The sequence below is a fragment of the Sphingomonas kaistensis genome, assembly GCF_011927725.1.
In the GTDB taxonomy this organism is placed as follows: domain Bacteria; phylum Pseudomonadota; class Alphaproteobacteria; order Sphingomonadales; family Sphingomonadaceae; genus Sphingomicrobium; species Sphingomicrobium kaistense.
Window position 1 is genome coordinate 499,003 of sequence record NZ_JAATJC010000001.1, and the last position, 26,718, is coordinate 525,720.

At 69.1% G+C, this 26,718-nt stretch carries 28 protein-coding genes; 12 read left to right on the forward strand and 16 right to left on the reverse strand.

Annotated features, from left to right (window positions below):
* The first annotated feature begins 41 nt into the window (after positions 1–41).
* Entirely contained in the window at positions 42–506 is a 465-nt protein-coding gene (locus GGQ97_RS02365; RefSeq protein ID WP_168067460.1) for a DUF4126 domain-containing protein, read from the forward strand.
* A 73-nt stretch (positions 507–579) separates the two neighbouring features.
* Here GGQ97_RS02365 and ctaD read toward each other — a convergent pair whose 3' ends face one another.
* On the reverse strand, positions 580–2,262 hold the full coding sequence (ctaD, locus tag GGQ97_RS02370; RefSeq protein WP_168067461.1) for a cytochrome c oxidase subunit I: 1,683 nt from the start codon (positions 2,260–2,262) through the stop codon (positions 580–582).
* Between the two features lie 18 nt (positions 2,263–2,280).
* Positions 2,281–3,498, reverse strand: coding sequence for a cytochrome c oxidase subunit II (gene coxB, locus GGQ97_RS02375; RefSeq protein ID WP_245197815.1), 1,218 nt, complete (start codon positions 3,496–3,498; stop codon positions 2,281–2,283).
* A gap of 165 nt (positions 3,499–3,663) precedes the next feature.
* On the opposite strand from coxB, the gene pyrE reads away from it, so the two are divergent.
* The 4 genes from pyrE to lepB are packed head-to-tail and all read left to right on the forward strand — an operon-like array spanning position 3,664 to position 6,336.
* Positions 3,664–4,248 carry an orotate phosphoribosyltransferase gene (pyrE, locus tag GGQ97_RS02380; protein WP_168067462.1) on the forward strand — a complete coding sequence of 195 codons (585 nt, stop codon included), beginning with the start codon at positions 3,664–3,666 and terminating at the stop codon, positions 4,246–4,248.
* 35 nt (positions 4,249–4,283) lie between these two features.
* Entirely contained in the window at positions 4,284–5,012 is a 729-nt protein-coding gene (locus GGQ97_RS02385; RefSeq protein ID WP_168067463.1) for a pyridoxine 5'-phosphate synthase, read from the forward strand.
* Between the two features lie 34 nt (positions 5,013–5,046).
* Complete coding sequence (acpS, locus tag GGQ97_RS02390) at positions 5,047–5,457, forward strand: holo-ACP synthase (protein ID WP_168067464.1); 411 nt, start codon at positions 5,047–5,049, stop codon at positions 5,455–5,457.
* Positions 5,458–6,336 (forward strand): signal peptidase I, encoded by an 879-nt coding sequence (lepB, locus tag GGQ97_RS02395; protein WP_168067465.1) that lies wholly within the window; start codon positions 5,458–5,460, stop codon positions 6,334–6,336.
* Between the two features lie 59 nt (positions 6,337–6,395).
* Here the strand turns inward: lepB and GGQ97_RS02400 are convergent, their stop codons facing one another.
* Positions 6,396–6,944: an FKBP-type peptidyl-prolyl cis-trans isomerase gene (locus GGQ97_RS02400; RefSeq protein WP_168067466.1), complete on the reverse strand. Its 549-nt coding sequence runs from the start codon at positions 6,942–6,944 to the stop codon at positions 6,396–6,398.
* A 93-nt stretch (positions 6,945–7,037) separates the two neighbouring features.
* Positions 7,038–7,244 carry a 30S ribosomal protein S21 gene (gene rpsU, locus GGQ97_RS02405; RefSeq protein WP_029941857.1) on the reverse strand — a complete coding sequence of 69 codons (207 nt, stop codon included), beginning with the start codon at positions 7,242–7,244 and terminating at the stop codon, positions 7,038–7,040.
* A 299-nt stretch (positions 7,245–7,543) separates the two neighbouring features.
* Between rpsU and GGQ97_RS02410 the strand changes: the two genes are divergently transcribed.
* The gene (locus GGQ97_RS02410; protein ID WP_168067467.1) at positions 7,544–8,251 is read left to right on the forward strand and encodes a murein L,D-transpeptidase catalytic domain-containing protein; all 708 of its coding nucleotides are present in this window, start codon (positions 7,544–7,546) and stop codon (positions 8,249–8,251) included.
* Positions 8,252–8,339: 88 nt separating this feature from the next.
* Here GGQ97_RS02410 and GGQ97_RS02415 read toward each other — a convergent pair whose 3' ends face one another.
* On the reverse strand, positions 8,340–9,701 hold the full coding sequence (locus tag GGQ97_RS02415) for a L,D-transpeptidase family protein (RefSeq protein ID WP_168067468.1): 1,362 nt from the start codon (positions 9,699–9,701) through the stop codon (positions 8,340–8,342).
* 233 nt (positions 9,702–9,934) lie between these two features.
* On the opposite strand from GGQ97_RS02415, the gene GGQ97_RS02420 reads away from it, so the two are divergent.
* A complete protein-coding gene (locus tag GGQ97_RS02420) occupies positions 9,935–10,249 on the forward strand; it encodes a PilZ domain-containing protein (RefSeq protein ID WP_168067469.1) in 315 nt (104 codons plus the stop codon).
* A 4-nt stretch (positions 10,250–10,253) separates the two neighbouring features.
* Here the strand turns inward: GGQ97_RS02420 and GGQ97_RS02425 are convergent, their stop codons facing one another.
* Positions 10,254–10,916: an arylesterase gene (locus GGQ97_RS02425; RefSeq protein WP_168067470.1), complete on the reverse strand. Its 663-nt coding sequence runs from the start codon at positions 10,914–10,916 to the stop codon at positions 10,254–10,256.
* Positions 10,917–10,974: 58 nt separating this feature from the next.
* On the opposite strand from GGQ97_RS02425, the gene GGQ97_RS02430 reads away from it, so the two are divergent.
* From GGQ97_RS02430 to GGQ97_RS02440, 3 genes are all read left to right on the forward strand, one after another.
* Positions 10,975–11,646: an ABC transporter ATP-binding protein gene (locus GGQ97_RS02430; protein WP_168067471.1), complete on the forward strand. Its 672-nt coding sequence runs from the start codon at positions 10,975–10,977 to the stop codon at positions 11,644–11,646.
* Positions 11,643–14,120, forward strand: a complete 2,478-nt coding sequence (locus GGQ97_RS02435; RefSeq protein ID WP_168067472.1) for an FtsX-like permease family protein — start codon at positions 11,643–11,645, stop codon at positions 14,118–14,120. Before GGQ97_RS02430 ends, GGQ97_RS02435 begins: the two co-directional genes overlap by 4 nt.
* A gap of 80 nt (positions 14,121–14,200) precedes the next feature.
* A complete protein-coding gene (locus GGQ97_RS02440; protein WP_168067049.1) occupies positions 14,201–14,461 on the forward strand; it encodes a hypothetical protein in 261 nt (86 codons plus the stop codon).
* 67 nt (positions 14,462–14,528) lie between these two features.
* Here the strand turns inward: GGQ97_RS02440 and GGQ97_RS02445 are convergent, their stop codons facing one another.
* Entirely contained in the window at positions 14,529–15,425 is an 897-nt protein-coding gene (locus GGQ97_RS02445; RefSeq protein ID WP_168067473.1) for a peptidylprolyl isomerase, read from the reverse strand.
* Positions 15,426–15,472: 47 nt separating this feature from the next.
* Here GGQ97_RS02445 and purT point away from each other — a divergent pair, with 47 nt between their 5' ends.
* Both purT and GGQ97_RS02455 read left to right on the forward strand, forming a co-directional pair.
* A complete protein-coding gene (gene purT, locus GGQ97_RS02450) occupies positions 15,473–16,651 on the forward strand; it encodes a formate-dependent phosphoribosylglycinamide formyltransferase (RefSeq protein ID WP_168067474.1) in 1,179 nt (392 codons plus the stop codon).
* A gap of 2 nt (positions 16,652–16,653) precedes the next feature.
* The gene (locus GGQ97_RS02455) at positions 16,654–17,064 is read left to right on the forward strand and encodes a hypothetical protein (protein ID WP_168067475.1); all 411 of its coding nucleotides are present in this window, start codon (positions 16,654–16,656) and stop codon (positions 17,062–17,064) included.
* 32 nt (positions 17,065–17,096) lie between these two features.
* On the opposite strand, the gene GGQ97_RS02460 is transcribed toward GGQ97_RS02455, so the two are convergent.
* The 9 genes from GGQ97_RS02460 to GGQ97_RS02500 all read right to left on the reverse strand — a co-directional run bounded on the left by GGQ97_RS02460 (position 17,097) and on the right by GGQ97_RS02500 (position 26,710).
* Positions 17,097–17,381 (reverse strand): hypothetical protein, encoded by a 285-nt coding sequence (locus tag GGQ97_RS02460; protein WP_168067476.1) that lies wholly within the window; start codon positions 17,379–17,381, stop codon positions 17,097–17,099.
* A gap of 118 nt (positions 17,382–17,499) precedes the next feature.
* Entirely contained in the window at positions 17,500–17,625 is a 126-nt protein-coding gene (ykgO, locus tag GGQ97_RS02465; protein ID WP_029941846.1) for a type B 50S ribosomal protein L36, read from the reverse strand.
* Positions 17,626–17,692: 67 nt separating this feature from the next.
* Positions 17,693–17,965: a hypothetical protein gene (locus GGQ97_RS02470; protein ID WP_168067477.1), complete on the reverse strand. Its 273-nt coding sequence runs from the start codon at positions 17,963–17,965 to the stop codon at positions 17,693–17,695.
* A 9-nt stretch (positions 17,966–17,974) separates the two neighbouring features.
* Positions 17,975–19,600, reverse strand: a complete 1,626-nt coding sequence (locus GGQ97_RS02475; RefSeq protein WP_168067478.1) for a M28 family peptidase — start codon at positions 19,598–19,600, stop codon at positions 17,975–17,977.
* A 10-nt stretch (positions 19,601–19,610) separates the two neighbouring features.
* Positions 19,611–20,600, reverse strand: a complete 990-nt coding sequence (gene galE, locus GGQ97_RS02480; RefSeq protein WP_168067479.1) for a UDP-glucose 4-epimerase GalE — start codon at positions 20,598–20,600, stop codon at positions 19,611–19,613.
* Between the two features lie 37 nt (positions 20,601–20,637).
* Positions 20,638–21,039, reverse strand: a complete 402-nt coding sequence (locus tag GGQ97_RS02485; protein WP_168067480.1) for a DUF2147 domain-containing protein — start codon at positions 21,037–21,039, stop codon at positions 20,638–20,640.
* Between the two features lie 79 nt (positions 21,040–21,118).
* Positions 21,119–24,550, reverse strand: coding sequence for an error-prone DNA polymerase (locus tag GGQ97_RS02490; RefSeq protein ID WP_168067481.1), 3,432 nt, complete (start codon positions 24,548–24,550; stop codon positions 21,119–21,121).
* Positions 24,550–26,085, reverse strand: coding sequence for a Y-family DNA polymerase (locus tag GGQ97_RS02495; protein ID WP_209022779.1), 1,536 nt, complete (start codon positions 26,083–26,085; stop codon positions 24,550–24,552). The genes GGQ97_RS02490 and GGQ97_RS02495 overlap by 1 nt, the downstream gene beginning before the upstream one ends.
* Positions 26,006–26,710, reverse strand: coding sequence for an ImuA family protein (locus GGQ97_RS02500; RefSeq protein WP_168067482.1), 705 nt, complete (start codon positions 26,708–26,710; stop codon positions 26,006–26,008). Before GGQ97_RS02500 ends, GGQ97_RS02495 begins: the two co-directional genes overlap by 80 nt.
* Positions 26,711–26,718: the final 8 nt, after the last annotated feature.

Genomic DNA, 26,718 nt, shown 5'->3' on the forward strand with positions numbered 1-26,718 from the left:
CCCGCGCCCGTTGGGTTGCCGAACCGTCCAGGAGACCAGCCATGCTTCCCTCAATCCTCATCGGCGCCCTGTCGGGCCAACGCGCCCTCAGCCCCATCGCGGCGGTCGCGATCACCGCCGCGCGCGACCGGCTTCCAGAGGGCAGCGAGGCGGTGCCCCTGCTCGGCAACAAGCTGGTCGCGGGCGGCCTCCTCGCTGTCGCGGTGGCCGAGATGGTCGGCGACAAATGGCCTAAGGCACCCAACCGCACCGTGCTGTCGGGCAGCACCGCCCGCTTCCTGACCGCGGCGGCCGCAGGCGCCTCGCTCGCACCACGCGAACACAAGGTTGCTGGTGGCCTTTTTGCCGCGCTCACCGCCGTCACCGCCGCCCATCTCGGCCTTGCCGCCCGGCTGGCGGCGATGAAGCGCTGGGGTCAGGCCCGCACCGGCTTCGTCGAGGACGCCCTGCTGCTCGCCGGCACCGCCCTCCTGATCCACCAGGTCGCCAAGCCCGCCTCGGCCTGAACGCGCCCAAAGAGAAAGGCCCGCCCTGCTGGTGCAGGACGGGCCTTTTTCGTGTTCGGTGCCGTGCGAAAGATCAGTCGATCTTCGGCAGCACGTCGAACTGGTGGTACGGCGGCGGGCTCGACAGCGTCCATTCGAGCGTCGTCGCGCCTTCGCCCCACGGATTGTCGGGGGCCTTCTTGCCGCTCATCAGCGACAGGAACACGTTGAGGAAGAACACGCCCATCGAGGCCACGGTGATCATGTAGCCGACGGTGGAGATGTAGTTCCAGTAAGCGAAGGCGTCGTTGTAGTCCGGGATACGCCGCGGCATGCCGTCGAGACCCAGGAAGTGCTGCGGGAAGAAGATCAGGTTCACGCCCGCGAACATCACGAAGAAGTGAATCTTGCCGAGGAACTCGTTGTAGAGCTTCCCGGTCATCTTCGGGAACCAGTAGTAGAAGCCCGCGAACAGGCCGAACACGGCGCCCAGCGACAGCACGTAGTGGAAGTGCGCCACCACATAGTAGGTGTCGTGCATGTAGGTGTCGACGCCGCCGTTGGCGAGCACGACGCCGGTCACGCCGCCGACGGTGAACAGGAAGATGAAGCCGATCGCGAACAGCATCGGGGTCGGGAAGGTGATCGACCCGCCCCACATGGTCGCGATCCAGCTGAAGATCTTCACGCCGGTCGGAACCGCGATGATCATGGTCGCGGCGGTGAAGTACATCTTCACGTTCACGTCCATGCCGACGGTGAACATGTGGTGCGCCCACACCACGAACCCGACCACGCCGATCGCGACCATGGCATAGGCCATGCCGAGATAGCCGAACACGGGCTTGCGGCTGAAGGTGGCGATGATCTGGCTGACGATGCCGAACGCCGGCAGGATCATGATGTACACTTCGGGGTGGCCGAAGAACCAGAACAGGTGCTGGTACAGGACCGGGTCGCCGCCGCCGCTCGCGTCGAAGAAGGCGGTGCCGAAGTTACGGTCGGTCAGCAGCATGGTGATCGCGCCCGCCAGCACCGGCAGCGCCAGCAGCAGCAGGAAAGCGGTGACCAGGATCGACCACACGAACAGCGGCATCTTGTGCAGGGTCATGCCCGGCGCACGCATGTTGAAGATGGTGGTGATGAAGTTGATCGCACCAAGGATCGAGCCGGCACCCGCGAGGTGAAGCGCGAAGATGGCGAAATCGACCGCCGGTCCGGCCGAGCCGCTGGTCGACAGCGGCGCGTAGACGGTCCAGCCGGTGCCTGCGCCGATGCCGGTGCCGCCGCTGGTCACGGTCGACAGCAGCAGCGAACAGAAGCCGGCAACGGTCAGCCAGAAGCTGACGTTGTTCATCCGCGGAAAGGCCATGTCCGGCGCACCGATCATGATCGGCACGAACCAGTTGGCGAAACCGCCGATCAGCGCCGGCATGACCATGAAGAAGACCATGATCAGGCCGTGGCCGGTAATCAGCACGTTCCAGTGGTGATAAGCTTCGTCGATGTTGGCGCTGCCCGCGCCGATCGGCCAGGCCCGGGTCAGATACTGGATGCCGGGCTCCATCAGCTCGGCCCGCATGATCCCCGACAGGGCGCCGCCCACGATCCCCGCGATGATCGCGAAGATCAGGTACAGCGTCCCGATATCCTTGTGGTTGGTCGACATGAACCAGCGGGCGAAGAAGCCCGGCTTGTGGTCATGATCGTCGTGCGCATGGGCATGGCCGCCGGCGTTGGCGGGCTCGAGCTTCAGCGTGTCTGCAGTGGTGGCCATGATCGGTCCGTACCTGTCTTAATTGGTGCCGTCGGTCGCGCGATTGGCGACGGAGGGAGTGGTGTTGCCGGGTGCCGCAGACTGGGCCGCGCTGGGCGGAGCCGCCGCAGCTGCGCCGGCGGCCGGAGCCGGAGCGGTCACCGCTGCCGGGCCGACCTGCGTCGCCGCCGTGCTGTCGGCCGCCGCCGGGGTCGCGCCCGGCATGGTGCCGCCCTTGGCCGCGACCCACTGGGCGAAGCGGTCGGGAGCCATCACCTCGATCGCGATCGGCATGAAGGCGTGGCGCGCGCCGCACAGTTCGGAGCACTGGCCGAAGTAGACGCCCGGCTTGTCGACCTTGACCCAGGTTTCGTTGAGGCTGCCCGGGTTGGCGTCGGTCTTGGTCCAGAACGCCGGCATGGCGAAGCTGTGGATGACGTCGTTGGAGGTGACGATGAACTTCACCACCTTGCCGGCCGGGATCACCAGCCGCTCGTCGACCGCCAGCAGGCGCGGGCCGTCTGCGTCGGTGCGGAAGCGGGCGCCGGCCGCGACCTCGCCGCGCTCCTTGAGCATATTGGAGACGATCTCAAAGCCGCCGTTATCGGGATACTGGTAGCTCCAGTACCACTGGTTGCCGATCACCTTGACGGTGAGGTCGGCGGGCGGCGGGCTGTACTGGTGGCGGATCAGCCTTATCGACGGCACCGCGATGGCGACCAGCACCAGCACCGGAACCAGGGTCCAGATCACTTCCACGAAGGTGTTGTGGCTGGTCCGGCTGGGGGTCGGGTGCGCGCTGCGGCGATAGCGGACCATGGTCCACAGCAGCAGCGCCAGGACCAGCAGGCTCATCGCGGCGCACAGCGCCAGCAGCCAGTTGTTGTGGAACGCCGAGGCTTCGCGGCCGACCGGAGTGAATTGGTCCTGCAGGCCCATCCGCCCGTCGGGCATGCCGATTCCGGGGGTCGGGGCGGCATAGTCGAACGCCGGGGCGGCCGCGGCACCGCCCGGTGCCACCGCGCTTGCACCCGTCGCATCGACGCCGGCAGCCGGAGTCGCGCTGGGATTGGCGGCAGCGGCGTTCGGGCCGGCCGGAGCGGCAGTCGTCGCGGCCGGAGCGGCGGTCGTCGCGGCCGGAGCGGCAGCTTGTCTCTGCGCGGCCGGAGCAGCCGTGGTGGCCGCCGTTTGTCCTTGCGCCGCCATCGGGATCATCCCGACGGCAGCAAGCGCGATCAGCCCAGTTTTCAACTTCATCACGACCCCGGTCACAGGTTCAAATCACAGGAAGGGCCCGGCTGGGCCGCCTGAAAGTGGCGGCCTTATAGGCAGGGGTGCCCGCCTTCTCAAGCGCTTGTCTCTGCACCTCTTGCACGGCAGGGGAAAGGTCGTCCAAAGACCATGAGCAGAAGGGGCAAGCGCATGACCGAGCAGGAGATATTGGCCGAGTTCCGCGCGGCGGAAGCGCTTCTCGAGGGCCATTTCATCCTTTCCTCGGGCCTCCGCTCGTCGCGCTACCTGCAGTGCGCGCGGGTGCTGATGGACCCGATCCGCGCCGAGCGGCTCGCCCGCGCCCTCGCCGAGCGGATCGATCCCGCTCTTCGCGCCGAGCTGCAGGCCGTGGTCTCCCCCGCGATGGGCGGCGTCATCATCGGCCACGAAATGGGCCGCGCGCTGGGTCTGCCCGCGATGTTCGTCGAGCGGCCGACCGGCACTTTCGAACTGCGCCGCGGTTTTCGCCTCGACCGCGGCACCCGCGTGCTGATGGTCGAGGACGTGGTCACCACCGGCCTTTCCAGCCGCGAAGCGATTCTGGCCATCGCCGAGGCAGGCGGGGAAGTGATCGCCGCCGCTGCGCTGGTCGACCGCTCCAACGGGACGGCCGATCTCGGCGTACCCTTCACCCCGCTGATCCGCCTCGATGTCCCGACCTACGCCGCCGATGCGCTTCCGCCAGAGCTTGCCGCCATCCCTGCGATCAAGCCCGGAAGCCGCGCGGCCGCCTGATTGAACATCGCGCGGCGCGCTGCCATGTCGGCACGATGAGCGGGTTTCTTCGCCTCGGCGTCAACATCGACCATGTCGCGACCATCCGTAATGCGCGCGGCGGCGACTTTCCCGATCCGGTCCGCGCCGCCCACGTGGCCGAGGCCGCCGGCGCGCAGGGCATCACCGCGCACCTGCGCGAGGATCGCCGCCACATCCGCGACGACGACCTCGTCCGTCTCAAGAACGAGATCGCGCTGCCGCTCAACCTCGAGATGGCGGCGACCGACGAGATGTTGCGAATCGCGCTTGCGACCCGCCCCCATGCCGCCTGCATCGTTCCCGAGAAGCGCGAGGAACGCACCACCGAGGGCGGGCTCGACGCCGCCGGTCAGTTCGACCATCTGCGCCGCTTCATCGGCGAGCTTGGCGCCGCGGGCATTCGCGTGTCGCTGTTCATCGAGCCCGACGCGGCGCAGATCGCCGCCGCCGTCCGCCTCGGCGCACCGGTAGTCGAACTTCACACTGGCCGCTACGCCCACCTGCCCGAGGAGGAGCGTGAAACCGAACTGAGGCGTCTCGCCGACGCTGCCGCGCTGGCCGCCAAGAACGGGATCGAACCGCACGCCGGGCATGGGCTGACCTATGCCAATGTCGTCCCGATCGCCGCCGTGCCGCAATTCGCCGAGCTCAACATCGGCCATTTCCTGGTCGGCGAGGCGATCTTTGTCGGGCTCGACACCAGCATCCGGCGGATGCGCGACCTGATGGACAGCGCCCGATGACGCCCTCCTCCCGCTCCCGGGAGGGAGAGAGAACGTGATCGTCGGCCTGGGCTCGGACCTGTGCAACATCGAGCGGATCCAGAATTCGCTGGATCGGTTCGGCGACCGCTTCCTCAACCGGGTCTTCACCGACCGCGAACGTGCCAAGGCCGCCCGCCGTCCGTTCACCGCCGCCGGAACGCTGGCCAAGCGCTTCGCGGCCAAGGAAGCCTTTTCCAAGGCGGTCGGTACCGGGTTCAAGCGCGGCGTGTTCATGAAGGACATCGGGGTGGTCAATCTGCCAAGCGGCGCGCCCACTCTGCAGCTGACGGGCGGCGCCGCGGCGCGTCTTGACGCGCTAACCCCTGCGGGCCACGCCCTGCGGGTACATCTGACGATGACCGACGACCATCCCTGGGCGCAGGCCTTCGTCATCCTGGAAGCCGTGCCGATTGCGGAGACTTAAGTGAGCGAGACCGTCCTCAACCAGGCCAACGGGCCCGATGCACCGGTGACCGCTCCGGCCGAGGCCAAGAAGGACTCCGCCCTGTGGCGTGAGATCAAGGGCATCTTCTGGGTGCTGGTGGCGGTGCTGCTGTTCCACAGCCTGGTCGCCAAGCCCTTCTACATCCCGTCGGAATCGATGATGCCCGGCCTGCTCAAGGGCGACCGGCTGGTGGTCAGCAAATATGCCTATGGCTGGTCATGGGTGTCGCCCAGCTTCCACCTCTGGCCCGAACAGAAGGGCCGCCTGTGGGGCAGCCTGCCCAAGGCCGGCGACGTGGTCATCGTCACTCCGCCGGGCCTCCGGGAGGACTACATCAAGCGGGTGATCGGCCTGCCCGGCGACACGGTCGAGGTGCGCGGCGGCCGCCTGATCCTGAACGGCGTGCCGGTTCGCCAGCAGCGCCTGCCCGACCGGATGGTTCCGGTCGACGACAATGCGCCCTGCGGTGTCGAGCAGTTCGCCGGCCGCCTGGTCCAGCAGCCGGGTGGCGGTTTCGCCTGCTCGCTCCCGATCGTCCGCGAAACGCTTCCCAACGGCGCCGTCTACGATACCGTCGACCTCGGCCAGAGCATCGGCGACGATTATCCGCCGGTGAAGGTCCCGGCCGACCATGTCTTTCTGATGGGCGACAATCGCGACCGCAGCGCCGACAGCCGCTTCGCGCTCGGACCGGTGGAGAACGGCCTCGGCGGACCGGTGCCGTGGGAGAATATCGGTGGTCGGGCCGAGTTCATCACCTTCAGCCTCGACGGATCGGCGAGCTGGTGGAACCCGATCAGCTGGCTGACCAGCCTGCGCGGTGGACGCGCCGGCACCAGCCTGCGCAGCGGGGTCTAAGCCCCCGAGAGTTGGCGACGCCCGGCAGCGGTGCCGGGCGTCGCCCTTTTACCTGAAGCTTATTGGCCCCGCTCGGGACCCGGACCCGGCGGCGGGGGAACCTCGGCGCCCGGTGGAAGCGGCTGGGCACCCTGGGCGCCAAGCTGCGCGGCCGCATTCTGGACCACGCGCTTCACCGTGATCTCGAAGTCGAGCGGGCTGTTGGGCGGGATCGGCGAGCCCGGCGGCGGGGTTGCGCCATAGGCCAGTTCACCCGGGATACGGACCTTGTAGCGGCCGTTCGGCTGCATGTTCTGGAGCGCTTCGGCGAAGCCCGGCACCACCTGCTGAACCAGCAGCGGCGCATCCTGCGCTTCGTCGAACTTGGTCCCGTCCGGCAGCGTCCCGACATAATCGATGATCACCCCGTCCTGCGGCCCGATGATGGCACCCTCGCCGGCCTTGATTGTGCGGATCTGCACGCCGGTGGCGGTGGTCTTGGGGCCCATCTGGCCGGCACCGGCAAACGCCAGCGCCGCGCCGGCGATGACCAGCAGGATGAGCCCGAAGGCAAGCCGCAGCCGGGTGGAGCGGGCGACGGGGATAAGGGGAACCTGGGTGGCGCTCATCAGACGATCATCCTGTGGCGGGAGGCACAAATGCAAAGGCCGCCCGGTAAGGGGCGGCCTCCGTATGGGTCAAGGAAAAGCGTTTCGGCGCTCTTACCGTGCACCCTCGCGCTCGGCGCGCTTGCGCTCGAGCTTGCGGGCGCGGCGGATCGCGGCGGCGCGCTCACGGGCGCGCTTCTCCGACGGCTTCTCGTAGTGACGGCGCAGCTTCATCTCGCGGTAGACGCCCTCGCGCTGCAGCTTCTTCTTGAGCGCGCGCAGCGCCTGGTCGACGTTATTGTCGCGAACGATGATTTGCATAAAAGTCCGTCACTCCATGTCTCAAAGGTTGCGCCCACGCCGTCCTTCTCTGGACGGCTAGGCATCGCACTGCTGTCCCCGGGGGACGTACTGCAGGCGACCAAAGCGGCTCCTCGCGCAACCAGGGTCGCGCCGGAAGCTGGAGCCCCTAACAGCGGATGGCCGATTCGACAACCCATGGGGCCGCCGTGCGACGAAACGACTGCCCGGCGCGCCCGGAATCGGCAATGGTTATCGCCTGTTAACCTATTGCCGTGTATAGGCTTTTCTTGTTTCCAGTTTCAACAGGAGGGCCTTGGGTGACGATCAATCGCCGCGACGTGCTGCGCCATTTGGGTCTTGGTGGCGGTGCCGCGCTCCTTTCCGGAGCGGCGCTGGCTGCCGACCTGCCCGGGCTTCTTGCCGGGCAGAAGCCGCTGATTGGCGAGCCGCTCGTGCCGATTGCTCCCGCTGCGCCCGTCGCAACCGTGTCGACCAGCCCGACGGGGCCGATCGGCGTCGACGCGCAACTGTTTGCGCGGGCCAAGGCCGCGCTCGAGCGGCATCGGATGACGCTGCGCCATACCGACCGGATCGGTATCGCCGACTTCTCCTCGCCCAGCCGCGATCCGCGCTTTCACGTCGTCGACATGGCAACCGGCCAGGTCACCAGCCACCGCGTCGCCCACGGTCGTGGTTCCGATCGCGGGCACACCGGTTTCCTGGAGCATTTCTCCAACGATTTCGGGAGCAATGCGACGTCCAACGGGGCCTATTCCACCGCCGACTTCTACCATGGCAAATACGGCCTCTCGATGCGGCTGAACGGGCTCGACTGGACCAACAACAATGCGCTCGGCCGCGCGATCGTCGCGCACCAGGCGTGGTATGCCGAACCCGACATGATCGGGATCCACGGCAAGCTCGGCCGGTCGGAAGGCTGCTTTGCCTTTGGCCGCGACAGTCACTTTGAAGTGATGCGCACGCTGGGCGATGGGCGAATGATCTACGCCGACAAGCTGGCCTGATCCGCTTCTGCCGGCGGGTCACTCCGCTGAAGCCATGAAAAAAGGGAGCTCCGGCCGACCAGCCGGAGCTCCCTTTTTGTTGCGTGGATCAGCGCGAGGCCGAGCGGACCGGAGGCTTGGCACCGCCGTCGCGGTCGTTGAGCGCGGCGCGGACCGGTGCGTCACGCTTGTAGAGGTCGGTGTACTTGACGATGCTGCCGTCGGTCAGCGCGGCGACCGAGAAGTAGACGATGTAGACCGGCACCGGCTTCACGAAGCTGGGCATGACCGTCTTCTTGCTGTCCAGCGCGGCGTCGATCTTGGCGCGGTCCCAGTCGCCGCCATCATCGCTCAGCAGTTCCGCCGCGAGGTCGAGGACATTCTCGGTCCGGATGCAGCCGTGGCTGAAGAAGCGGTTCTGCGAATCGAACAGTCCGCGATTGTTGGTGTCATGCAGGAAGATCGCATGCTCGTTCGCCATGGTGAACTTGATCTTGCCCAGCGCATTGCTCGGCCCCGGCGGCTGGCGCCAGCGCTGGACCTTGCCGTCCTTGCCCTTGACCGCGACGTAGCCGGCCTTGCCCGCGACGCTCGCCGACAGGCTCTTGGGCACTTCCCACCACGGATTGAGGTGCACGCCCGTCGCCATCACCGACAATTGCGGCGTCGGGGTCTTGGGCGCGCCGGCGATGGCGCGATGCTTCCAGCGCGTGACACTGTTCTCGACCAGGGTGGCGTGCTCGCCCGGCACGTTGACGATGATATAGCGATTGCCGAGGTCGCGCGGCAGCCAGCGCCAGCGATCCATGTTGAGGCGGATCGCCCCAACCGTCCCGGCATCCTTGGCATCGGCCTTGGCCAGCGCATTCTTCAGCGAGCCATATTGCGGATGGTTGGGAAGCAGGCCGTTGAGCGTCGCGGTGACGCTGCCCCCGGCCAGCGCCGCATCGAGCAACTGGCGGGTGCGTCCTTCGGGCAGGTCGGGATCGCGGACGAACCACTGCACGCGCGCAGCGCCGCGGACATGTCCGAGCGCGAGGTCGCGCACGACCAGCGGCCAGACGGTGTTGGCGGCCGCGCTGATCTGCGCCGGATCGCCGGTCTTCAGCGCCGCCTCCAGCAGCGCCGGGCTGTAGTCTCGCGGGTCAAGGCCCTCGCTGCCGATCGCGCGGACAAAGCCGAGCAGCTCCGCGGCGGGAGCAGCCGACCAGATTGCCGGCGGCACTTCGGGAACGGGCAGTGGCGCAAGCGGCTCGGCAACCGTGGTGGTTGTACCGGCCGGCGCCGGCGTGACGGCCGGGGCGGGGGTCGCGGCGCGGGGAGCAAGCGGGTCAACCGCCGGCTGGACCTGCGCCGCAGCGCCGAGCGGCCTGGTGGTGGTGGTCGTGACAGGCGCCGCCGGGCGGGTCTGCGCCCAGGCCGAACCGGCACTCACCATCAGCATTACCGTTATCGCCGCTCGACCGCGCATCACTTGCATACCCCTACCAATTCGACGGGCCTTCTGCCCTTGTCCCCTGTTACCGAAGATGAACGTCTTTCTCCAGTGTCCGCGGGGCAACATCCGCACCCTCCGCGACTCCGTTTGTCCAGCAACCACCACGGCTTAGCCCGGTCTGGCGTTTCGCCGGAGGATGCGCCATAGCGCCCAGCCGGCCGATCGGTGGAAACCCTTCGTCCGACCCCCTCCAGGAGTGTGAAAACGTGCCGATCGATGCCCGCATCGCCAAAGACCCGTCCGGCGCCGAGCGCCGCGGTCAGCCGCGTTCGGCCGTCGAGCTCGACGCGCATGTTCGCGAAATGGGCACCACCGGTACCGAAGCCCGTGTGCTCAACATCTCGAGCGACGGTTTCATGGCCGAGACCAGCACCGAGCATGAGGTCGGCGCGCGGGTGTGGCTGATCCTGCCGGGCCGCGAACGCGCCAGCGCGATCGTGCGCTGGACCGCCGCCGGCAAGCTCGGCGCGCAGTTCGCCGAACCGCTCAGCGAGGAAGCGCTCGGCCAGATCGGCGGCTGACCGCCTAGCCCTGCCTTGGTCCGGCCTTGGCCAGCGCGCGCTGGACGGTCGGCATGATTCCCGTCACCATCCGCTTGATCCCTTCGAAATTGGGATGCACGCCGTCGCCCAGCAGCAAGGCGCGGTTGCCCACGACGCCTTGCAGGATGAACGGATAAAGTTCTGCATCATATTTGCGGGCGAGCGTCGGAAAGATCGCCTCGTAGCGCTGGCGGTAGTCAGGACCGAGGTTCGGCGCCGCAAGCATCCCAGCGACCAGCACCGGAATGCCCTGCCGCTTCAATTCGGCCAGGATCGCGTCGAGATTGGCTTCGGTGACCTTGGGATCGACCCCGCGCAGCATGTCGTTTGCACCCAGCTCGACGATCGCCAGATCGGGCTTGGCGCCCATCCGCTGCAGCGTCCAGGCAAGCCGGGCACGGCCGCCTGCGGTGGTGTCGCCCGACACGCCCGCGTCATGAACCCGCGCCTTGACGCCATGACGGCGAAGCGCGTCCTCCAGCTGCGGCGCGAAGCCCAGCCCGCGACCAAGGCCATAGCCGGCGGTCAGGCTGTCGCCGAAGGCCAGGATCAGCGGCCCGTCCGCCGCGGCGCGCGCGATCGGGGCCTGGGCGGCGGCCGGAACGGCGGCGGCGGCGAGGGCAAAGGGAAACATCCAGCGGATCATGGCCTGACCATCTAGGCCATTGCGGCGACCCTTCAAGCTTCCTAGCTCCCCCGTCGACATGACAAATCCCCTGATCCAGCTCGAAGACGTCCAGCTCACCCTCGGCGAAGGGCGGGCCCGGACGGAGATCCTGCGCGGGGTCAGCCTTCGCATCGACGAGGGCGAGACGGTTGCGATCCTCGGCGCCTCGGGTTCGGGCAAGAGCTCGCTGATGGCGGTCGTCGCCGGACTGGAAAAGGCCTCGGCCGGCAGCGTCAGGGTGCTTGGCGAGGACATGGGCGCACTTGGCGAGGACCAGCTGGCGCGTCTCCGGGGCCGGTCGATCGGCGTGGTGCTGCAGGCCTTTCACCTGCTTCCGACCATGACCGCGCTGCAGAACGTGATGGTTCCGATGGAGCTGGTCGGCGCCCCCGACCCCCGCGCTCGCGCCCAGGCCGAGCTTGCCGCGGTCGGACTGGCGGCGCGCGAAAACCATTATCCCGCGCAATTGTCGGGCGGCGAGCAGCAGCGGGTCGCCATCGCGCGCGCCACCGCCCCTGCCCCGCGCCTGCTGCTGGCCGACGAGCCGACCGGCAATCTCGACGCCGCCACCGGGGCCAGGATCATCGACCTGCTGTTCGACCGCGTCGCGGCGGCGGGCGCGGGGCTGGTGGTGATCACCCACGATCCCGCCGTCGCCGAGCGTGCCGGGCGGGTGCTGCGGATCGCCGACGGGCGGCTGGCGGCGTGAGTGCCGGGCTCAGGCTTGGCCGGCGCGACCTCGCGCACGGGGTCGGCGGCCTGTGGCTGCTGCTGGCCTGCCTGACCATCGCGGTCGCCGGGCTGTCGGCCGTCACCAGCCTGTCGAGCGCAATCGAATCGACCATCGAGGGACAGGCCCGCGAGCTGCTGGGCGGCGATCTCGCCCTGAGCGTCGCCCAGCGCAGCGCGACGCCCGCGGAACGGGAGGCGATCGCCCGCCTCGGCACCGTGCGGGAGAGCGTTACCCTGCGCAGCACCGCCCAGATCGGCGGGCAGACCGCTCTGGTCGACCTGTCTGGCGTGGACGAGGGGTGGCCCGCCGCCGGCCGCGTGACGCTCGCCTCCGGCCGGATGCCGGCCGCCGCGACCGACGCCGCGATCGGGCGCGAACTTGCCGAGCGCTTCTCGCTTCGCCTCGGAAGCCCGCTGCGCATCGGCTACGGCGATTACCGGGTCAGCGGGATCATCGAGAAATTGCCGGCGCCCTCGGGTTTCGCGCTGGCGCCGCCGGTGCTGGTCAGCCGCGCCGGGCTGGACGCCTCGCGGCTGGTCCAGCCGGGCAGCCTCTACACCAGCAGCTACCGCGTCGCGCTTCCCTCCGGGGCCTCCTACGAGGGGATCGGAAGCTCCTTCCAGAAGCGCTTTCCCGAGGGCGGTTGGCGCGTCACCGACAGGAGCGAAGCCGCGTCCGGCACCCGCCGGTTCACCGAGCGCGCCGGACAGATGCTGCTGCTGATCGCGCTCGGCGCGCTTGGTATCGGAAGCATCGGCATCGCCTCGGCCGCCAGCGCCTTTGCCGCCTCCCGCCGGTCGACCATCGCCATCCTGAAGGTACACGGCGCCCGCACCCGCGACCTCGCGCTGATGCTCGGCACCAGCGTCACCCTGCTCGCCCTGGTCGCGATCCTGCTCGGAACGCTGGTCGGCGCCACCGTGCCCGCGATCGTCGGTCGCGCCGCCGCCGACCTTCTTCCCGTCGCGCCCGACCCCAGCCCGCAATGGGGCGCACTGGGCCGCTCGGCGGTATTCGGGCTGCTGGTCACGCTGGCCGCGGCGTGGGTCCCGCTGGCGCGTGCCGCCCGCGCCCGGCCGGCCGCGGTCCTGCGCGGCGATGTCGACGAGGGCAGCCCTGATCGCCGCGACCTTCTCGTCCCGCTGCTTGCCGCCGCCGCGGTATCCGCGCTGGCGATCCTGACCTCCGGCAACGAGGCGGTCACCGCCGCGACCATCGCCGGCGGGGTCGCGCTCGCCTTTCTGTTCGCCGGGGCCGGCAAGCTGCTCGCGCTGGCCGCCCGCCGCCTCGGCAGCCGGGGCGGTCCGGTCGCCCGGCTGGGCCTCGCCGCGCTGCACCGCCCGGGCGCCGCCACCGTCCGGCTCAGCGTCGCGCTCGGCCTCGGGCTGGCGCTTCTGGTCGCTCTTGCAGGGATCGGCGGAAGCGTCCGCGCCGAGCTTGCCGGCAACATCCCGGCCAAGGCGCCGGCGCTGTTCATGCTCGACATCCCGGCGACCGAGGAAGCTCGCTTCCGCGACCTTGCCGCGCGCGAACTGCCCGGCGCCGACCTGCGCCTCGTGCCGTCTCTGCGCGGGCCGGTCACCGCGCTCAACGGCCAGCCGGTGTCGGCGCTCAAGGCGATCCCCGAAGGCGCCTGGATCCTCCGCGGCGACCGCGGCCTGACCTTCGCCCGCGAGCTTCCGGAGGCCAATCAGGTCGTCGAGGGCGAATGGTGGCCCGCCGATTATGCCGGACCGCCGCTGGTCAGCCTCGACATCGAGGCGGCCCGGGCGCTCGGCCTCAAGATCGGCGACACCATGACCATCGCAGTGCTGGGGTCGCCGATCGAAGCGCGCATCGCCAGCTTCCGAACGATCGACTGGCGCAGCCTCGGCTTCAACTTCGCGATCATCTTCGCACCGGGTACGCTGGAGCAGGCCCCCTACACGCTGATGGCAACCGCCTCGCCCGAACGTGGCGCCTCGACCCTCGGGTTCGAACGCGCGCTTGCCGCCGGGCTGCCGATGGTCAGCACCATCCGGGTCAGCGACGTGGTGGCGCAGGTCACGACCATCCTCGAAGGGCTCGACAACGCGATCAGGCTTGCGACCCTGGTGGCGATCGTGATCGGAGTGACGGTGCTGGCCGGCGCGGTGGCCGCCACCCGCCGCACCCGGACCCGCGAAAGCGTGCTCCTGAAGCTGGTCGGCGCCACCCGCGCGCAGGTGCTGGCCGCGCAGGGGATAGAGTTTGCGGCAATGGCCGGCGGGATCGTCACCCTCGCCTTCGTGACCGGTACGGCGGCGGCCTACGGGGTCGTCACCTGGCTGTTCGAACTGCCGTTCCTGCCCGACTGGCCAAGCCTCCTGACCCTGCCGCTGGCCGGCATGGCGGTGGCGGTCCTGACCGCCCTTGTGGCGGCCTGGCCGGCCCTGCGTGCCCGTCCTGCAACAGCCCTTCGATCCATCTGATTCGGGGCTAGGCACCTCCGATCAAAGGGAACCTTCGCCGGCGCATCGCCGTTATGCCGGGCTGAAAGGATTGCCTGATCATGACCAATTTCCCGACCCTCGGAGAGCTGGGCCTGAAGCACGACCCCAAGGGGCGCGGCTACCATGCAGTCTATCGCGAGCATGAAGTGAATCACTGCCCCGGTTGTGGCCGGACGCACTGGCTGATCGGTCGTGTGTCGGCGGAATGTGCCTTTTGCGCAACGGCCCTGCCGCTCGCCGAAGCCAGCACCCGTCACCACAATGGACCGGCGGTGATCCAGCATCGCAACCGCAATCACGGACACGCCTGGGCGGCGTAATCCCACGTCCTCACCGGCAAGACAGGAACGGGGCGCAGCTTGCCGCCGCGCCGCCGGATGGGGACGACTAACGCGAGGAAGACGAAGGCGCCGGTGTCCGTCTGACGGGCACCGGCGCATTGCATAGGTCGACCCCGCCGGCGGGGATGTTGAAGAAGGCATCCTTGCGATTGGCCCGCGCCCTGACATAGGCCGAGAAGGTGGCGCTGTCGGTCTTCATGACCTGGAAGCGCGGCCGTTCCGCCACCGGCATCGCCGAGGCGAGCCGCACGTTGGCGATCATTCGCGCCACCGTTCCCGCCTTGTAGATGCCCAGCGCCTCGGTCCCGCGCGGCAGCGCCGACATCTGCTCGATCCCTTCGACCACGCGTCCGACCAGCGCGATGTTGCGGTCGAGATGCCGCGGGGCATGACCGATAACTGCATACAGCTCGCCGCCCATGCCGGTGTCGGGCGCCATGTCGCGGCCGACCCCGACCATGCCATAGCAATGGGTGAGGTTGCCGCGGCCGGTCGCGGGGTTCCAGGCAACCGGCCAGCTCTGGGCATGGCCGACCCGCGGGGCGTAGGCGTCGGAATGGCCGAGTGGTCGGATGGTGAGGCCGCGTACCGCCCGGTCATATTCGGCCGGCGGCTTCTTGACGACGCTCGCCGGGATCGGCGGACCGCCTTCGTTGACGCCCCACTGGGTGACGTAATTGTCCTGCACCCGGTAGATGCTGGCACCGCGCCAGTAGCCGGCGGCCGCCAGGGCGCGAATGTTGGCGACATGCACCGGCGCGAAGGCGGGTGCGAGCTCGATGATGGTTCGCGCGCCACCCTGATAGTCGATCACCATCAGGTCGTCCGGACTGACTTCGCTCCATGCGGCGGCCGGCGCCTGCGCGACGATCTCGGAAGGGGTCAGCGGCTTGGCGGCGGCGGGTGCCTGGGCAGCGGCGGCGAGGGCGAGGAGGATGCTCATGGGGGCAGCCTATCGCGTGATGCGCGGTTGCGGTAGGCACTTGTCCGATGTTCCTTGCCAAGCTCATGCTGCTGGGGTCGGGCGAACTCGGCCGTGAGTTCGCGATCGCGGCCAAGCGCCTCGGTTGCGCGGTCGTCGCCTGTGATCGCTACCCCAATGCCCCCGCCATGCAGGTCGCCGACGCGGCGGAAGTCTTCTCGATGCTCGACGGCGCGGCGCTGCGGGCGGCGGTCGAGAAGCATTGTCCGGACTTCATCGTCCCCGAGATCGAGGCGATCGATACCGCTACGCTGGCGGCGCTGGAGGAAGAGGGCTGGCAGGTGGTCCCGTCCGCAAAGGCGGCGCGGCTGACCATGAACCGCGACGGCATCCGCCGCTTCGCCGCCGAGGAACAGGGGCTGACCACAAGCCGCTATCGCTTTGCCGAGACCGAGGACGAAGCGCTTGCCGCGGCGCAGGCGGTCGGGCTCCCCTGCGTCATCAAGCCGGTCATGTCCTCGTCGGGGAAGGGCCAGAGCACCGCTACCACCGAGGCCGAGGTCCGCACCGCCTTCGCCTATGCGATCGAGAAGATGCGCGGCGACCGGCCGATGGCGATCGTCGAGGAATTCATCCGCTTCGACAGCGAGATCACCTTGCTGACGGTGGCAGCCGCCGACGGAATCCACTTCTGCGCGCCCATCGGCCATCGCCAGGAAGCCGGCGATTATCGTGAAAGCTGGCAGCCGGCCGCGATGTCCCCGGCGGTGCTGGAGGACGCCCGGCGGCAGGCGGCGACGATCGTCGAGGCGCTTGGCGGACGCGGGCTGTTCGGGGTCGAATTCTTCATCGCCGGCGACCGCGCCATCTTCTCGGAACTGAGCCCCCGGCCGCACGACACCGGAATGGTGACGCTGATCGGCCAGGACCCAAACGAGTTCGAATTGCACCTGCGCGCCATCCTCGGCCTTCCGGTCGGCACCATCGTCCAGCGGGGTCCGAGCGCCTCGGCGGTGATCCTGGCCGACCGATCGTGCCGCGAATTCCGGTTCGAAGGGGTGGGCGCGGCGCTTGCCGCTGGATCGGCGGAAACCCCGGTCGACCTTCGACTGTTCGGTAAGCCGGAAACCCTTCCCGGACGGCGCATGGGCGTCGCCCTGGCGAGGGCGGCGAGCGTCGAGGACGCAGTGGCTGCCGCCAAGGCGGCCGCAGCGCGGGTGACCATCGCCTATGACGAGGAGAAGTGAGAATGCGTCTGCTGCTTGTCGCCCTGCCGGCACTGGTGCTCACCGCCTGCGGAAGCGGGGGAAGCGATCAGGCGGCGAGCAAACAGCCGGAGATCGCCGTCCGCAGCGAGGAGCAGAACGCGCTCCACCAGCTCGACGAAATGAACCGTAACATCGCGCTCAAGCGTGCGATCCTCGCCAGCGGCCTGCGTTGCCGCCGGGTCGAGCGATCTGGCTACGTCACCGAATATAAGAAGCTGTCGATGTGGTCGGCGGACTGCGACGACAAGCGCAGCTGGGGAATCTTCGTCGGGCCCGACGGCACCGCGCAGGTCCGCCCGTGCAGCGACAATCAGCGTTTCCAGCTACCCGAATGCAAGATTGCGGAAGATCCGACCGGACGCACCGCGCGCGGGATTACGAAGACGTCCTAGGTCTCAACCAACGGCGGGCGGACCCTGCCGGGTCAGTCGCAGCGGCGGCTTTCCTTGAATTCGCCGTTGGCGGTCTTCTCGCGGACGACGATGCAATTGCCCTGCTTGGATTCCTCGCGCCAGCCGCCACCGGGGCTGGCGACGCGGTTGCCGGGCTTGGGCACGCGCTGGCCGTTGCAGATCATGTAGTTCATGCCGGGCGGCGACACGCAGCCCTGGCCGGTCGACTGCGCCGACGCCGCACCCGGCACGGCCGCAAGGCCGAGCCCGACCGCGGAAATGGCGGTGGCAATGGTGGCAGGCATGAACAAGCGCATCGAATCGGCTCCTAACGAGAGCCTTCAATAGGACGATAGACATGAACCGTCGATGACGACGGACCGCCCTATCCTGACGATGAAGCGAACCGTCCCGTTCGGGCACGGTTCAGTAGGCTCAGCCCTGGCGCGCCTTGAAGCGGCGGTTCGTCTTGTTGATGACGTAGGTCCGGCCACGACGACGGATCACGCGGCAATCCCGGTGACGATCCTTGAGGCTCTTGAGCGAATTGCGAATCTTCATGGCGGGTGGACCCGTCTCTCTAATGTCTGGTTGTCAGCTGACGCCCTTCGGGCTTCGGCCAGCGCCCCTATGGGAGGGGCGGCCCTGAGTCAAGTTTCGTCGGCCGCTTCACCCGCTTCGACCCGAGGGCATCGAAGAGCCTGGATGCGATGACGAGGCTAAGAGCGACGGCCAACGCCGTGCCGACGTCCATCTGCCTGTAGCGGGCGTGCAGCATGGTGATATCCCAGCGAGCCGCCAACCATTCGATGACCAAATCGAGCGGAAGGAAGATGATGAGAAACAGCCCCCCGGCCAGCAGCAGGTCTTTCCAGTCGAAGACGGCCTGCTCCTGCTCCACTTGTCTCCCCTATCGCGCCAGCTTGGGCTGGCTGCCGCCGAAGGTCCGCCCGAAATAGCTGTCGGCATACCAGCGCGGGCGCTCGGGCGCGTCGGCCAGCTGGCGGGCAATCCGATAGTTGAGCTCGCCGAAGCGCGCCGCCGCCTCCCAGTCGATCCCCTGTCCGACCTCGTCGCACGGATGGTGATAACAGCCGCCGAGGAACTTCTTCCACTGCGCCTCGCCGCCATTGGCGTAGCCGGTCATCAGGAACACGCTCGGAACCCCGCGGGTGACGAAGCGATAATGGTCGGAGCGGGTGAACAGGCCCTGTTCCGGCATGGGGTCGGCGGTGGTGCTGACCTGCATCGCCCGCCCGGCCGCGTCGACCGCCTTGACGATATTGCTGTGCTCGGCTCCGAAGGCGATGACGTCGCGGAACGGATAGAGCAACAGCGGCATGTCGAGGTTCACCAGCGCGGCGATACGCGGCAGCGGAACGGTCGGGTTGGTCGCGAAATAATCGGCGCCGGTCAGGCCCACTTCCTCGCCAGTCACCGCGAGGAACAGCAGGCTGCGCTTGGGCGCCTGGCCGGAAGCGACGAACGACCGTGCCGTCTCCAGCATGGTCGACACGCCGCTGGCATTGTCGAGCGCGCCGTTGTTGATCGCGTCCTCGCCCGGCTTGGCACCCTTGCGCACGCCGATGTGGTCGAGGTGACCCATCAGCGCGACATATTCATTCGACAACTTGGGATCGGTGCCGGGAAGAACGGCGACCACATTGGGGCTGGTAAAGTCCTCCCACTTGCTGGTCGCGTCCACGCGCAGCTGGCCGGTCAGCGCGAAGCCCTTGGGTTGCCTCCCCGCCGCGGCCTCGGACTGCGCGGCGGCCAGGGTCTGGCGGGCACCGGCGAACAAACGCTCCGCGGTCGCCTTGCTGAAGCTCATGCGCAGCAGCGGGGCGGCTCGGCCCTGTCCGGACCCACCCTTCCCGTCGGCCCAGTTGGTCACCGGGCGCGCGGCGCTCGTCACAAGCGGCCCCCAGTTGCCGAGCGGATTGGCAGGAATCTCGACATAGCCGACCGCGCCGCGGGCGGCGGCCGTCTGCGGCTTCACTTGGCCCAAATGCGCCGACACGTCGCTGCGCAGCCCCTTGGGGGTGCCGCTGAACGCCACCACGATCTTGCCCTTGGCGTCGACGCCGCGATAATCGTCGATGCCCAGCACCGGATCGGCGATGCCGTAGCCGACGAAAACCAGGCCGGCGTTCACCTTCATGTTCCGGGTGACCAGGTTCGGCCGCACCGTGACGTCGGCGCCGTGAGTCAGCGGCACCGAGCCGCCCCGGCTGGTGAAGCTGAGGGTCGGAACGCCATCCAGCGTCGCCCGCCGATACGGCACCTGCTGGTACCAGCTGCCCTTGTCGCCGCCCGGCTTCAGTCCCAGCGCCTGCAATTGGCTCACGACATAGCTGGCGGCGATCTCATGCCCGCGGCTGCCGGTGTCGCGGCCTTCGAGGAGGTCGCTGGACAGGAAGGTGACATGGGCCCGGACGCGCTCAGCGGCACTGCTCTGCGGCAGCGTGGTGGCGGGCTGGGCGGCGCCGATCAGCGCAAAGGCAAGCGGCAGGGCGGCAAAGGTGATGGGGCGCAACGGGTGATCCTCAGCTGGCGAGGCGGCGCTCCCATTCGAGCGCGCTTCGAATGATCGTCGCGGTATCGGCGTAGCGTGGCTCCCATCCCAGGCGTTCGACCAACCGGCGGTTGGAGGCGACCAGTTGCGGCGGGTCACCGGCGCGGCGCTCGCCCATCACGCGCTTCACCGGCGCCCCGTTCACCGCGTCCAGCGCGTCCAGCATCTCCAGCACCGAGGTGCCGCGACCGTAGCCGATGTTGAGGGTGAAGCTCTCGGCCGGGCTCGCCATCAGCGCTTCCAGCGCCAGCACGTGGGCGCTGGCGAGGTCGGAGACATGAATATAGTCGCGGATGCAGGTGCCGTCGGGGGTCGGGTAATCGGTCCCGAACACATCGACATGGGTGCGCTTGCCGACCGCGGCCTCGCACGCGACCTTGAGCAGGTGCGTGGCGCCCTTGCTGGCCTGGCCCGAGCGCCCCTGCGGATCGGCGCCGGCGACGTTGAAGTAGCGCAGCGCGCCATAGTTGAAGGCGCCGGTAGCGGCGATGTCGCGGAGCATCTGCTCGGTCATCAGCTTGGACCAGCCGTAGGGATTGATCGGGCGAGTGGCATTGTCCTCGTCCACCGGCACCGTCTCGGGGGCGCCATAGGCGGCGGCGGTCGAGGAAAAGAGGATGTGGCGAACCCCCGCCTTCATCGACGATCCGATCAGGCTGTGGCTGGCGACGGTGTTGTTGCGATAATAATAATGGGGGTCGGTGACGCTGTCCGGGACCACGATCGAGCCCGCGAAGTGCATGATCGCGGCGATCGGGTGCGCAGCGAACAGGCCTGCCATCGCGTCTGCATCGCCGACATCCACCTCGACCAGCGGGACACCCTCCGGAATCGCCTCGCGGCGGCCGTTGGAGAGGTTGTCGGCGACCACCACCGGCCAGCCCGCGTCGTGCAGCGCGAGGACGGCGTGGCTTCCGATATAGCCGGCGCCGCCGGTGACGAGGATGGTGGGCTTGCTCATGCCACGGCGCTAGCCGGGCGGCGCGGTCAAAGAAAGCCTAGCCGACCCGGCTCCACAGCTGGGTCTTGCAGATGATCCCCGCGAAGCAGCCCGACACCTTCATCTGGTTGCGCGAGGTCATGGTGACGGTGCTGCCGACCTTGCGGCCGAGCTTGGGCACGTAGACCTGGCCCTTCCAGCGGGCGGCGCCGGTCGGGCGCAGCGCGGTCAGCAGGGTTTCGCCCTCGAGGTCGTCCATCCCGTACTTGGCCGCCTTGGCTTCCTCGCGGGCATTGGCGCTGACTACTTCGCCGCACCAGTTGCGGCCGCACGGAGCGATCCGGACCACCACCGATTTCTTGTGGTTGGTCCACAGGCCCTCGATCGGGCTCGCGGCCAGGGCGGGCGCCGGGATCGCCAACGTCGCGGCGGCGGCAAGCGAGAGAATCATCGTGCGCATAAGGGGATCATTAAACGCTCCACCCTTGACTTAAGCTTGCTCAAGAGTGGCAGGATTGTGGCGATCCTGGCCCTGATCGCTAGGTCGGACAGTCGACGACCCGCGCCTTGGGGATGATTTCGGCGTCGCGCGGGTGGCGGGCCATCGGCGGGCGACTCGGTCCTGCCCCGTCGCCGCGACCGACCTGCGGATCGAAGGCCTGGCTGTCGCTCAGCGTACGGAGGCGCGGGCTGTCGTCCTCCAGCCGGCTCGCGATCAGGTGGCACACTGCCTCGTCATGCTGGACGAGGCCGTGGACCACCATCAGCCGGGCGCCCATCACGACCCGCCGCTGCGCCGCAAAGGCATCGGGCCAGACCACCAGGTTGGCGGTCCCGGTCTCATCCTCCAGCGTAATGAAGCACACCCCCTTGGCGCTGCCCGGCCGCTGGCGGATCAGCACCAGCCCGGCAAGGCTGACGCGCTTGCCATAGGGGATCGAGCGCAGGTCCGCGGCACGGACGAAGCCGCGTGCCGCATAATGGTCGCGCAGGAACTGCATCGGGTGCGCCTTCAGGCTGAGGCGCATGGTCTGGTAGTCGCTGACCACATGCTCAGGCAGCGGCATGGCGGGAAGCACCGCCTTGTCGCGCTCGTCACCTTCCTCGCGGGCCCCTCTCCCGGCCAGCCGCGCTGCGGCGAACAAGGGCAGTTCGGGCACCGGGCGGAGCGCGCGGGCGTCCCACAGCGCCTGCCGCCGGTCGAGGCCCATCGAGCGGAAGCAGTCGGCCTCGGCCAGCTTGACGATGGCATGGGGCGGCACCCCGCCGCGGCGGTGCAGCTCCTCGACACTCCTGTAGGGCGCACCGGCCACGACCCGCGCCGCATCCATCGCGCGAAGGCCCTCGACCTGGCGGAGACCGAGGCGAAGCGCGGTGTCGCCCCGACCCCGCGCACCCGGCGGGGCTTCCAGGCTGCAATCCCAGCCGCTGTCGTTCACATCCACCGCCAGCACCGGAACGCCATGCGCCTGCGCGTCCTTCACGATCTGCGCCGGGGCGTAGAAGCCCATCGGCTGGCTGTTGAGCAGCGCGCAGGCAAAGGCCGCGGGGTAGCGCCAGCGCAGCCAGCTGGAGACATAGACGAGGTGGGCGAAGCTGGCCGCGTGGCTTTCGGGGAAGCCATATTCGCCGAAGCCGCGGATCTGGTGGAAGCAGCGTTCGGCGAACTCGCGCTCATAGCCGCGGGCCACCATCCGCTCGACCATCTTGTCCTGCAGGAGGTCGATAGTGCCGCGGCTGCGGAAGGTCGCCATCGCCTTCCTGAGCTGGTTGGCCTCGGCGCTGCTGAACTTCGCCGCGTCGAGCGCGATCTTCATCGCCTGTTCCTGGAACACCGGCACGCCGAGCGTCCGCTTGAGGATGCGTTCGAGCTCGTCCGGGGGGCCGTGGTCGGGCGAGGGGCGCGGATATTCGACCTTTTCCTTGCCCTGCCTGCGCTTGAGAAAGGGGTGGACCATGTCGCCCTGGATCGGGCCGGGGCGGACGATCGCTACTTCGATCACCAGGTCGTAGAAGCAGCGGGGCTTGAGCCGCGGGAGCATGTTCATCTGCGCCCGGCTTTCGATCTGGAACACGCCCAGCGAATCGCCGGTGCACAGCATGTCGTAGACCCGAGGCTCCTCGCGGGGGACGGTGGCGAGGTCGAGCGGGCGGCCGTGGACTTCCTCGATCAGGCTGAAGCATTTGCGGATGCAGGTCAGCATCCCGAGCGCGAGCACGTCGATCTTGAGGATTCCCAGTTCCTCGATGTCGTCCTTGTCCCATTCGATGAAGGTGCGGTCGGGCATGGCGCCGTTGCCGACCGGCACGGTTTCGATCAGCGGGCGCTCGGTCAGGATGAAGCCGCCGACATGCTGGCTGAGGTGGCGCGGCATGCCGATCAGCTGCTCGGCAAGCTTGACCGTTCGGGCGAGGTGCGGATCGGTGAGGTCGAGCCCGGCTTCCTCCACATGGGTCTCGGTGACGTCCTCGCCCCACCCCCAGATGGTGCCGGAGATGGCGGCGCAGATGTCCTCGGACAGGCCCATCGCCTTGCCTACCTCGCGGATCGCCGAGCGCGGGCGATAGTGGATCACGGTGGCGCACAGCCCGGCGCGGTCGCGGCCGTATTTCTCGTAGATGTGCTGGATCACCTCCTCGCGCCGCTCATGCTCGAAGTCGACGTCGATGTCGGGCGGCTCCTTGCGCTCCTCGGAGATGAAGCGTTCGAACAGGAGATCGGTGTCGGCCGGGTCGACCGCGGTGATCTGCAGGCAATAGCAGACCGCGCTGTTGGCGGCCGAGCCGCGGCCCTGGCACAGGATCGGCGGCTCGCAGCCGCGGGCAAAGGCGACGATCGAATGGACCGTCAGGAAGTAGCGGGCGAAGTTCAGCTTCTCGATCAGCCGCAACTCGTGGCGAAGCTGCGCCGTGACCTTGTCGGGGATGCCGAGGGGATAGCGCTCCTCCGCCCCGGCCCAGGTCAGCACCTCCAGATGCGCCTGGGGGCTGAGGTTATCGGGGACGCTCTCGCGCGGATATTCGTATTTGAGTTCGTCGAGGCTGAAGTCGAGCGCGTCGGCAAAGGCGCGGGTAGCGGCGAGCGCGTGGGGCCAACGCTCGAACAATCGCGCCATCTCCTCCGGCCCCTTGAGATGACGTTCGCCATTGGCGTGGAGGCGGAAACCGGCCTCGGCCAGCGTGGTCTTCTCGCGGATGCAGGTCAGGACGTCCTGCAGCGGCCGCTTGGCGGCGGTGTGGTAATGGACGTCGCCCGAGGCGAGGATGGTCCCGCCGAACGAGCATGCGAGGCGGTCGAGCCGCTCGATCCGGGCAAGGTCGTCGCCGCGGTAGAGGTGGGTCGCGGCAAGATGGCGAAGCTCGGGCAGCACTTCGCGGATCGCGGGGAGCTGGGCTTCGAACGCATCGAGATCCTCGCCCGGCCAGGCGATGAAGGCGATCCCCTCGGCATGGGCGGCGACGTCGGCGAGGGAAAGCTCGCACTCCCCCTTGATGGCGCGGCCCTGGCCGAGGCTGAGCAGGCGCGACAGGCGGGCATAGCCTTCGCGATTCCGGGGGTAGGCGAGGAGCTGTATCGTCGCCCCCTCCGGCTCGCCGGTGGGTGCCGGGGAGTGGGCCTGGTTAGGCGAACCTCCCCGGATCGGCACGACCGACCCGCCCCCGGCTCCTCCCGCGAGCGGGGCGGGTGCGTCGACCACCAGCCGGGCGCCGATCAGCGGCCTCAACCCCGCGCCCCGGCAGGCGCTGTGCATTCGGACCACCCCGGCCAGCGTGTTCCAGTCGGCGACGCCGATCGCGTCCATGCCCTGTTCGAGCGCGGTCAGCACCAGCTCGATCGAATCCGATGCGCCGCGCAGGAAGGAGAAAGGGGTGGTGACGCCCAGCTCCACGAACGGCGCCTTGCGGATGAAGGGGGCCGGGCCGTCCTCGCGGACCAGCTTGCGGCGGGCAAAGCCTTCCTGTTCGGGCATCAGGAAAACAGCCCGTGGACGAACCACCCGGGCGGGCCGCCACGGCCGTCGCCGACCAGGCCCTCGCGGAAGATCCAGAACCGCCGGCCGTCGCTGTCCTCGACCTTGTAATAATCGCGCAGGCGGGCGGTGGAGGGCGAGCGCCACCATTCGGGCGCGATCCGCCGCGGCCCCTGCGCGCGGGCGATGTCATGGACCCGGCGCCGCCACACGAAGCGGCGGGGGAGGCCTTCGGGAGTGGCATAGATGACCGCAATCGCCTCGGGCCGGTCGAGCAGGCGGGTGGGATGGGGACCGGCCTGGTGCCCGGGCTGCCGGGGAGGTTCGGCGGCATCGACCCCGTCGGCCCAGCCGGCGGCGCGTTCGGGTAGATGGCTTTCGACCGGGCATGGGCGGCGCACCTTGGCGGCGCCGAGACGGACGCTCAGCCGGTCGATCAGCGCCGCTACCGCCTGCTCCCCGCCGGGCTCGCCGACCAGCCCTTCCTGTGCGGGGTCGAGCCGTTCCCACCAGCGGACCTCCAGCGCGAAGGCGTCGATGCCGAAGCCGGGGTCGATCCCCTCGCGCTCGAGCACGCCGCCGAGCAGCCGGGCGAGGTGATCGGGCGCACGGGAAGGAATCGAGGTCGCGACCTGGAGTTCGCAGCAACTGCCGTCGACCCGGAAGGCGGTGAGCGCGAGGATCCGGGCACCGAGCCGGCGGTCGGCAAGCTCTGCGGCAAGGCGCGGGATCAGCAGGCGCAGGGCTTCGGCCGGGGCCTCCGGGTGGAGCACCGGCTCCTTGAGCGGCAGCAGTGCGCGCGGGGGCGGGTCCTCGGGCAGCGGGGTGAGCGGTTCGGCGGTGCGGCCCAGCGCGCGGTCGAGCGCGTCGAGCGGATGGTCGTCCTTGCCGAAGCGCCGGGCGAGCGCCTTGCGCGGCACCCCGGCAAGGTCGCCGATCAGCTTCAGGCCGAGGCGGGTCAGGGTGCGGGTGGCGAGCGGCGACAGGCGCAGGGCGGCAACCGGCAGCGGGGCGAGGATGGCGGCCAGCCCCTCGGCGGCGATCGGCGACGCGGGGGCGTAACGCGCCAGCGCCCAGGCCGCGCCGGCAGTCGGGGCGATGGCTGCGCGGGCGGTGATGCCCATGGCGTCGAAGCGCCGCTCCATGTCGGCCAGCAGCGCCGCCTCGCCGCCGAACAGGTGGGCGATCCCGGTGACGTCGAGGCGCAGGGCGGCGGCGCCGTCGACCTCGACCAGCGGCGACCAGCGGCTGGCCCAGCGGGCGGCGGCGCGCAGCCAGGCCGCTTCGCCGACAAGGTCGGCAGCTTCCGCTTCCAGCGCGGGGTCGAGCGCACGGGCGTCGGTCAGCCGCGTACCCGGCGCCGCGCCGCGGGCTGCGGCGGCGGCAGTGACGGCATGGATCACCGGCCCGTGGCGGCCTTCGGCGGTCAGCACCAGTGGGCGGGCGAGCGCGACTTCAGGCCCGTCGGCGTGAAGCCCCGCCCAGCGCTCGATCGACAGGTTCGGCAGCCACAGGGAGCAGATCCGCCGGGTCAAGGCCGACGATCCAGCGGGCCGGGGCCTGGCGCCGCGAGCGGAACAGGTCGGCCTCCCAGCGCGGCGCGCCGGGCGCCTTGGGGTCGAGCGGATGGGCCTCGCTCGGCGCGCTGCCCAGCCGCCAGCGTTCGCGCGCGCCGCTGAGGTTGGCCGCGCCCTGCAGCCGGACCAGCCAGCAGGCGACCCCCGTCCGCTCCGCCGCCACCGCCAACCGCCGCGTGGCGGTGAAGTCGAGCGCCTGCGGATCGCCCCACAATTCGCCGATCACCGCGCCTATCCCCGCGCATCGGAGGCCCTCCTCCATTGCCCACAAGGCAGCCTTGGCGTCGCGCGCCTCGACATGGATGAGCCCGGGGCCGAGCGGACCCAGGCCCGCGGGGTGGACCCTCCCGGCCTCGAGGATCGCCATCCTTTCCTGCACCCACAGCAAGGGCTTTGCGGGATGGAGGTGGGCAAGGACGAAGCCGGTCCAGCCGGCGTCGCGGGGCAAGGCGGGGAACAGTTCGGACAGGGTGGGCGCGCCACCCGGCCGCGGGACGGCCGCCACCGGCAGGGACGTGTTGCCACTTCCCTCTTCAGCCGCGCGGGATTCCCCGCCGGCGACCAGGCGAAACCTTGGATCCACACGACTCG